Origin of the sequence: Escherichia sp. AM3 (assembly GCF_032029835.1) — a bacterium.
GTDB classification, from domain to species: Bacteria; Pseudomonadota; Gammaproteobacteria; order Enterobacterales; family Enterobacteriaceae; genus Escherichia; species Escherichia coli.
Genome location: NZ_JAVUPQ010000104.1, coordinates 1 through 6,852, shown reverse-complemented (window position 1 = coordinate 6,852; position 6,852 = coordinate 1). Strand labels below are relative to the sequence as shown.

The 6,852-nt window shown below is 51.4% G+C and carries 5 protein-coding genes and 4 pseudogenes; 3 read left to right on the top strand and 6 right to left on the bottom strand.

The window, feature by feature from the left end:
• Positions 1-647 (top strand): annotated as a pseudogene (locus RTW80_RS21740) (phosphotriesterase-related protein); the annotation flags it as partial.
• 39 nt (positions 648-686) lie between these two features.
• On the opposite strand, the pseudogene RTW80_RS21735 reads toward RTW80_RS21740, so the two are convergent.
• From RTW80_RS21735 to RTW80_RS21725, 3 genes and pseudogenes are all read right to left on the bottom strand, one after another.
• A pseudogene (locus tag RTW80_RS21735) lies at positions 687-970 on the bottom strand (gamma-glutamyltransferase); the annotation flags it as partial.
• Positions 971-1,058: 88 nt separating this feature from the next.
• A pseudogene (locus RTW80_RS21730) lies at positions 1,059-2,679 on the bottom strand (ISL3 family transposase).
• Between the two features lie 283 nt (positions 2,680-2,962).
• A complete protein-coding gene (locus RTW80_RS21725; RefSeq protein ID WP_001221632.1) occupies positions 2,963-3,373 on the bottom strand; it encodes a zinc-ribbon domain-containing protein in 411 nt (136 codons plus the stop codon).
• A gap of 185 nt (positions 3,374-3,558) precedes the next feature.
• Between RTW80_RS21725 and RTW80_RS21720 the strand changes: the two are divergent.
• A pseudogene (locus tag RTW80_RS21720) lies at positions 3,559-4,527 on the top strand (IS110 family transposase).
• A gap of 9 nt (positions 4,528-4,536) precedes the next feature.
• Here RTW80_RS21720 and RTW80_RS21715 read toward each other — a convergent pair.
• Together RTW80_RS21715 and RTW80_RS21710 are read right to left on the bottom strand one after the other, a co-directional pair.
• On the bottom strand, positions 4,537-4,929 hold the full coding sequence (locus RTW80_RS21715; protein WP_282658000.1) for a putative zinc ribbon protein: 393 nt from the start codon (positions 4,927-4,929) through the stop codon (positions 4,537-4,539).
• Between the two features lie 259 nt (positions 4,930-5,188).
• Entirely contained in the window at positions 5,189-5,758 is a 570-nt protein-coding gene (locus tag RTW80_RS21710) for an inovirus Gp2 family protein (protein WP_000221544.1), read from the bottom strand.
• A 198-nt stretch (positions 5,759-5,956) separates the two neighbouring features.
• Here RTW80_RS21710 and RTW80_RS21705 point away from each other — a divergent pair, with 198 nt between their 5' ends.
• The gene (locus RTW80_RS21705; RefSeq protein ID WP_001297219.1) at positions 5,957-6,157 is read left to right on the top strand and encodes a hypothetical protein; all 201 of its coding nucleotides are present in this window, start codon (positions 5,957-5,959) and stop codon (positions 6,155-6,157) included.
• Positions 6,158-6,502: 345 nt separating this feature from the next.
• On the opposite strand, the gene RTW80_RS21700 is transcribed toward RTW80_RS21705, so the two are convergent.
• Positions 6,503-6,679: an Hha/YmoA family nucleoid-associated regulatory protein gene (locus tag RTW80_RS21700; RefSeq protein ID WP_001344112.1), complete on the bottom strand. Its 177-nt coding sequence runs from the start codon at positions 6,677-6,679 to the stop codon at positions 6,503-6,505.
• Positions 6,680-6,852: the final 173 nt, after the last annotated feature.

Here is a 6,852-nt window from a genome sequence, read left to right as displayed (position 1 = left end):
TTGAAAGCCAGAGAATTCATAAAACGGTTGATGAACTGGCGGCAACGATTGATAACGAATTGAATCAAGGGATTGGCGATACGGATATTCGTGCCGGAATGATCGGTGAAATAGGTGTCTCACCGACATTTACCGAAGCCGAGCATAACAGCTTGCGGGCTGCCTCGCTGGCACAGATTAACAATCCTCATGTGGCGATGAATATTCACATGCCGGGCTGGCTTCGTCGCGGTGATGAAGTACTCGACATTGTGTTAGGTGAAATGGGCGTCTCGCCAAATAAAGTCTCTCTCGCACACTCGGATCCGTCAGGAAAAGACGTGGCGTATCAGCGGAAAATGCTTGATAAGGGTGTCTGGCTGGAATTCGACATGATTGGCCTAGACATTACCTTCCCGAAAGAGGGAATAGCGCCAGGGGTGCAGGAGACTGCCGATGCCGTCGCTCATCTCATTGAGTTGGGATACGCCGATCAGCTTGTTCTCAGCCACGATGTCTTCCTTAAACAAATGTGGGCTAAAAATGGCGGTAATGGCTGGGGATTTGTTCCAGATGTTTTTCTGGCCTATCTGGCGGAGCGCGGCGTCGATAAAACGATCCTCAAAAAACTCTGTATCGATAATCCCGGACGATTATTGACCGCATAAAACCATTATCCCCCGGCACACTGCGCCGGGGGATGTCAATTAATACCCCGCCGTTAAATCATCCACCAAGCGCGAGTCGGATGCGCCGTACAACTCACCATCCGACCCAACCATAATGCTTTGCGTGCTGCCCATCGCCTCATTCAGCGCCACTTTCTGACCTTTTGCTTCCAGCAGCTTGAGCGTATCCGGACTAAACCCTTTTCAACACGCAGCTCGTCCGGCAACCACTGATGGTGGAAACGAGGCGCATTGGTCGCTTCGGCAACATTCATTCCACAATTGATGCTGTTCACCACCATTTGCAGCACGGTAGTGATGATTCAGCTACCGGTAACAAAGTGAGTACATAAAGACCATACTGTCACGAACAGTGCAAAAGTGGCTCTTCCGCAACCTAGGTGAAGATTTTCATGCCAGTGGACTCATTACCCTCCGCCTAAGTAGTTCAAATCCGGCTCGACCATACATCTGGCGTATCAGCACCTTCAGGCGATTTACATGACCTTCGACAACACCATTACTCCAGCGACTGCTGATTGCCTCACATATAGCCGCAGCATCAGCTTCCATCCCCGCAGCTACGCACCGAAGTTCTGCTGAGCCGCTTTCGTGGACTCGAGTGAACCAGCTGCTTAGCTGTGATTTATTTTAGGTTTTCAGAATACGGTAGAACTCGAGTACCAGTTGCTGTGCTATTTTCAACTCCGGTTCTTTTTCACACATCAGACTAATAAATCGGGATGCATAATTTTCTTCGCCCCTGATTATTCTCCAGGGCATCAACCAGCGGCTTACCCGGGACACTGAAGGAAGTCTTGCGGCAGTAGTAACCGGTGGGTTCCAGCCTTTACGCCATTTGGCAACAGTATCCCTGACGATGGTTTCACTGCCTGTCCCCCCCCTGGGCCACCATTTCCCGCCATATCCGGCTGGCATTATAATTACCACTTTCTCGTTGCTCTTTTAACCACTCCCTCCATGGGTCCAGAAGCCCTCGCTTTGGAGGCCGGGTTGACATTTCAGGGAATGTTCCTGAACGCACCCAGCGACTGACTGTCACTCGCGACAGGCCTGTAATACGGGATATTTCCCTGAAACTACATCCCTTGTTATGCAGGGCCATAACCTCTGTCCAATGCTGATGCCGTTTTTTGCGGGTTTGCTGTTTAAGGCGTTCCGGACGACGGAGCGATGCTACAGGCACAGATATTTCTGGCTCAGGTGATTTCTTCAGTGATAACTCTCTGACAACAAGACGTATCAGAGGCATATGTCTGTACATCATTCGTTCAGGCTCATCACCAATATTTTTTAGCAGGTGCCATCGATCGGCCACCTGTCTGGCCTGAGGTGCACCTTCACGTGCTGCTGTCGCATAGACTCCACTGCGATCACGCGAGACAACCTGTATTTCCGGATATTTTCTGAACCAGGTCGCCAGCGTACGCTGATCACGGCCGGGAAGCAGGACGAGGGGACGGTGAGTATCAAGATTGACTATTAACATACCGCAGCAGTGGCCCCGATGCCACGCCCACTCATCAATACCGACATGAGGCGCGCCTGACTGTTTCGTCTCCGGGGTATTGATAACCCTGCGAAGAAGAGTATCAGCACTGCAACGGAGACCCGCTGCCGTTGCAGCCCGTTTTCCAGCCTCACCTCCAGCTATTAATCCCAGTTGACGTTGTAAATTTTGTAACGCCTGTGAAGACTGTTGGTGTGAACCGGCGAAGGGAGCAAGCGACTCGGCAAAAATTTTACGTGAACAAGCTGGGTTACGGCAGTACCAGTGGCGGACGGAAAATACAAGCCATAGCGTCTGCCCTGATCAGGGTAGATGCTGTATCCGGCGCCGACAACAACTATGAACAGAGTCGCTACGCTTAAAGCATTCAGGACATTGTGCTGTTTTGCGTTTTCCGTGGAGATGGAGGGTTATACCGTCAGAGCTAATAATTTGTCGACTGCATCGCCATCCGCAAGGTAACTGTAGAAGTGTCTTAAGAGAGTGCATTGGGTTGCCCATAACTTAAAACAGCTTAGATCCTTGTTCGCCAGAAAGTTTCATCCATTTTCTTCCACCCAGGTTGCGGAAGAACCACTTTTCATCCGTCGTTGACAGATGTGAAGTATGCGGGAGAAAAAGTGAATATCTAACTGTAATAACTCAGACCGGTACGAGTACTCGGGGCGTCTACAATCATTCAGGGCAAAGTGCTAAAATTTCTCTATCCCGGGATGCCCCTACCAACGCAGCACTCCCGGAGATATCATTACAGCTCTGCAACTGATTTCCGCGACTGAACCGCTCAGTTCCTATCCTTCCAGTTGCCTTCCTGCAGCCCCCCCTCCCTGCTGTATACCCCAGTACCACAACGCGGGCAGCACTTTTCCCCCTCATAATCTTCGTCACACATCACACAAAACCACTTTCTCACCTTCACCGTATAATCCGGAACCGTCATGCCCTGCAGATGCAAACGACGGGCCTCTTTCTCTGCCGGGTCAAGCCAGGTGCATCGCAGCAGGATTTTCGCAGCAACAGTCATCTGGTCATGTTCAAACCACGGCGGTTGTCCGTCATTGCCCCGCTTAAGTGTTAACGGACAACCACAGGACACACAGCACAAAACGTCCTGTCGGTTGTTCTTCGCGGCTTCTTTCGCCGTAACAAAATGGCCTTTGCTGTCATTCGCCATATAGCAGTTCAGAATTCGCATATCTCCTCCTTGTATCTTGACAATTGGTTAAAATAACTGTGATTAGATTTGGCAAGGTGTATGCAGCCCGATCCCTCAAGGGGTTCATAGCCCGTGGCTCAGCGAATGGCGCATACACTGAGCCACTCATCAGAAACCCGAACAGTTGTCAGTACGCCATAACGCATTTGCAAGGATGGGTAATCATGAGTCAGCTAGGTTCACTTTGTGTGGGTATCGATGTTTCGAAAGCGATACTGGATATTGCCGCCAGCAGCGCTATTGAACAATTTTCTGTCGGCAATGACAGTGATGGCTTTGAGGCCATCATTGCTGAGTTGAGAATGTACGCCATTGCGCTGGTTTTAATGAAAGCCACTGGAGGACTTGAAACCGCCATAGTCTGTGCGCTTCAGGCAGAAGGTTTTGAGCTTGCCGTGGTTAACCCCAGACAAGCTCGTGACTTTGCCCGCGCCATGGGATACCTCGCGAAAACTGATAGTATTGATGCCAGAGTGCTTTCCCAGATGGCTGAGGTTCTCAACCGGCATCCGGAGCGGGAACGCTTTATCAGAGCACTGCCGGATACTGAATGTCAGGTTCTCACTGCAATGGTAGTTCGTAGGCGGCAGTTGATTACGATGCTGGTTGCCGAGAGAAACCGGTTGCACCCTGCTCATCCATAGAACAGGAAAAGCATTAATATCATCATCAAAGCACTGGAAGACGAGCTTGCGCGACTAGATGCTGACATGAACAGCCATATCCATAGCCACTTCAAAGAGCTTGCTAAGCGACTGAGCAGTATTAAAGGTGTTGGCACCATGACGGCTGCTGCGCTGCTGGCGGAAGTACCCGAACAGGGTAACCTCTCCAGGCGTGAAATCAGTGCGCTTGTCGGTATGGTTCCAGTAAACCGGGACTCGGGCACGATGAGAGGGCGACGAACCATCTTTGGCGGCAGGGCTGGTGTGCGAACAGCCCTGTACATGGCAGCGCTTGTCGCAACCCGCTTTAACCCGGTAATAAAGGTGTTTTACATGCGACTGCTTGCCGCAGGAAAACCCAAAAAAGTGGCGCTGGTTGCCTGTATACGCAAGCTGCTGACTATCCTGAACGCAATGCTCAGAAAGAACGAAGAATGGAATGAATCGTACCATCACGTTGCTCCATAATTTTTACGTTCAAGACAGTTGCTGAGCTGTCCGGGGAATACTGAATCCTCCGGTCTGGCAGTGTGTGCAGTACTGCTCCCCATAATAATCGTGGTGACATTGTCTGCAGTGCCAGCTGGCTTTACGCACCACGGGTAAGGCATCCGGTACGAATTGCTGCAGACGTTTAATCAACTGTATTTCTCTGCGCTCCGGCCTGACATAAGGGCACTGTTGACCGTGCTCTGTCAGCCTGTCGTCAGTGTGTTCAAACCAGGGAAGTTCAGTTTCGTATTGCGGATGGTATCTGAGTGCACTGCCACACAAGTGGCAGGTGTAGTTAGCATAAGGTGCGGCCTGTGCAGTACGGGCGCCCGTCAGACGTCCGTTGCCATCAAGAGCGATAAAGGATTTTGCGTACATAGTCATATACCTCAGCCGCCAGACGACACGCAGGCAACAGCCGTCCCGGTACGGGCAGCGTGGTCAGGGTGTGAATGGCGGTTCAGTTAAAATCTGGACTGGAGTTTGGGTAAAGCAGGCTGGTTGCTGTTACAGCACTGTGGTTGTCACACAATGGAACACTGACGTAAAAAACAGTCAGTGGGCGAGTGGATACATCGTTGCCGCCAGACAACAACCCATACTTTTGGTTTGCCGGATATTGGCGCGCCAGTCGTGCTCAACTCCGGCTACAGCCAAAATTGCGCTCACCGGTGCAGTGAGCTTTGGTATGCTCCTTCGCCAGATAGTCAGCACGTTCCAGCACTTGCTGAAAGCCGGTGTCATCATTACGCGCCAGCCACACCGCCGGCCAGGCCGGAAAATGCACCAGCGTGGCATGGCACCCGACATCCACTCCCAGGGCACTGCACCACGCCTGTTTAATCATCCCGGCCAGAGACTCCGGAGCGCGGTAATCACCGGCACGACACCAGGTATCCCGGTTGACCAGCAGCATCAGGTGATAGTGTTTTTTACCTTTGCACTCCCCAAACTCCCGGGCCCAGACGTAATGCAGGGTTGTGGGATGCACGCGTTTACCTTCCCGATGCTTACGTTTCTGGTAAGCGTCGATTCGGGCTTTCAGGGCATTGATGAAGCGGGATATCACAGCTGCGTCCGTTGCTGCCGGTACATCCGGGAGACGCAGGTCAACCCGCAATGCCGTCAGGCGGGGATGAACATTCAGTGCGTGCCGCACCGTCTCACGAATACGTTGCTGCCAGAAGGGGTTGTATTTGTAGGTCATGGTTAAATCTCCGTATGGTTCATACGGAATAGCCACGTCGTAAAAAATACGCAGAGTCCCTGAAGTGACCTCCGGCAGGACACTGTCTCAGGCACTCTGTGATAACCCGAACGGTCGTCTCCGGACTGACGGTTGAATTTTCAGCGTCGTTTTTTAATGTAAAAAACCGGTTACGGGTAAGGCTGTGAGGAGGGAGTGATGGTGATACGCAAAAAGAAGTGCAGGGACTGTGGAAACGCGATTACTCATAATACAGTGTGTTGCCCGTATTGTGGTTCTGTCGACCCCTTCGGCTACTACCGGAATACAGACCGTATCGTTACCATACTGCTGGCGCTGATTATTGTGGTCCTGCTGACTACTGTCAGCGTCAGTGTGTGTATACTGTGTAGCTGGTGAGATAACGGTTCATGTATCCCCTGAGCTGACAGTGTACCGTGTATATTAAGCGTAACCGACAGGTTCTCCTTCATACCATATTAAATTTTCCAGGGATTGCCGCTGCCTTATTTCGTCCCATACAGGAAAACTCATCTGGGTTTCTGACAAATACGCGAAACTCACAGCCCCTCAATATCAACCACACGTTGTAAGCCGGTAATACCTGAAAATCAGCCTATTACCGCCCACGCCTCCGGCACCATTCCCTTTTGATTTCGAATTCTTTGTTGTCGCTATACCGCTTAATGTTCCCGGTCCTCCGGTGCAGATAACACCGGAGTCATCGTAGCGCTGCTTCAATATTCAGGTGACATATTTCCAGACGGAAGCCGGCGCGCGATCGTAAAGTTTGTTCATTGTCAGTTCTGCCAGCCGGTTGTCAACGGCAGAGTTAAAGGCTTCCAGCTCCGCAAGGGTAAGTTTATAACGCGTGTGGGAATTCACTTTTCCCGCGTCTCCTGACGTATTACGGGCTGCCACTTACCTGGTGTCCCGCAATACAGCCTTAGTGTTCCGTTATCGGGGATCCGGACGCACCGCAACAACCGGGGAAGTATTTCTGGTTTAGAGCAGTGTCAAGAGGGATTTCTCAGCCCCTCACTCACCGGCTCAGTCTCAGGGCAGGAGCATTAATACGCTCAGTTCATGTCTTA

Coding starts and splice junctions, on each gene's coding strand:
- RTW80_RS21725 (WP_001221632.1), bottom strand. CDS start 3,373: ATGCGAATTCTGAACTGCTATATGGCGAATGACAGCAAAGGCCATTTT.
- RTW80_RS21715 (WP_282658000.1), bottom strand. CDS start 4,929: ATGTACGCAAAATCCTTTATCGCTCTTGATGGCAACGGACGTCTGACG.
- RTW80_RS21710 (WP_000221544.1), bottom strand. CDS start 5,758: ATGACCTACAAATACAACCCCTTCTGGCAGCAACGTATTCGTGAGACG.
- RTW80_RS21705 (WP_001297219.1), top strand. CDS start 5,957: ATGGTGATACGCAAAAAGAAGTGCAGGGACTGTGGAAACGCGATTACT.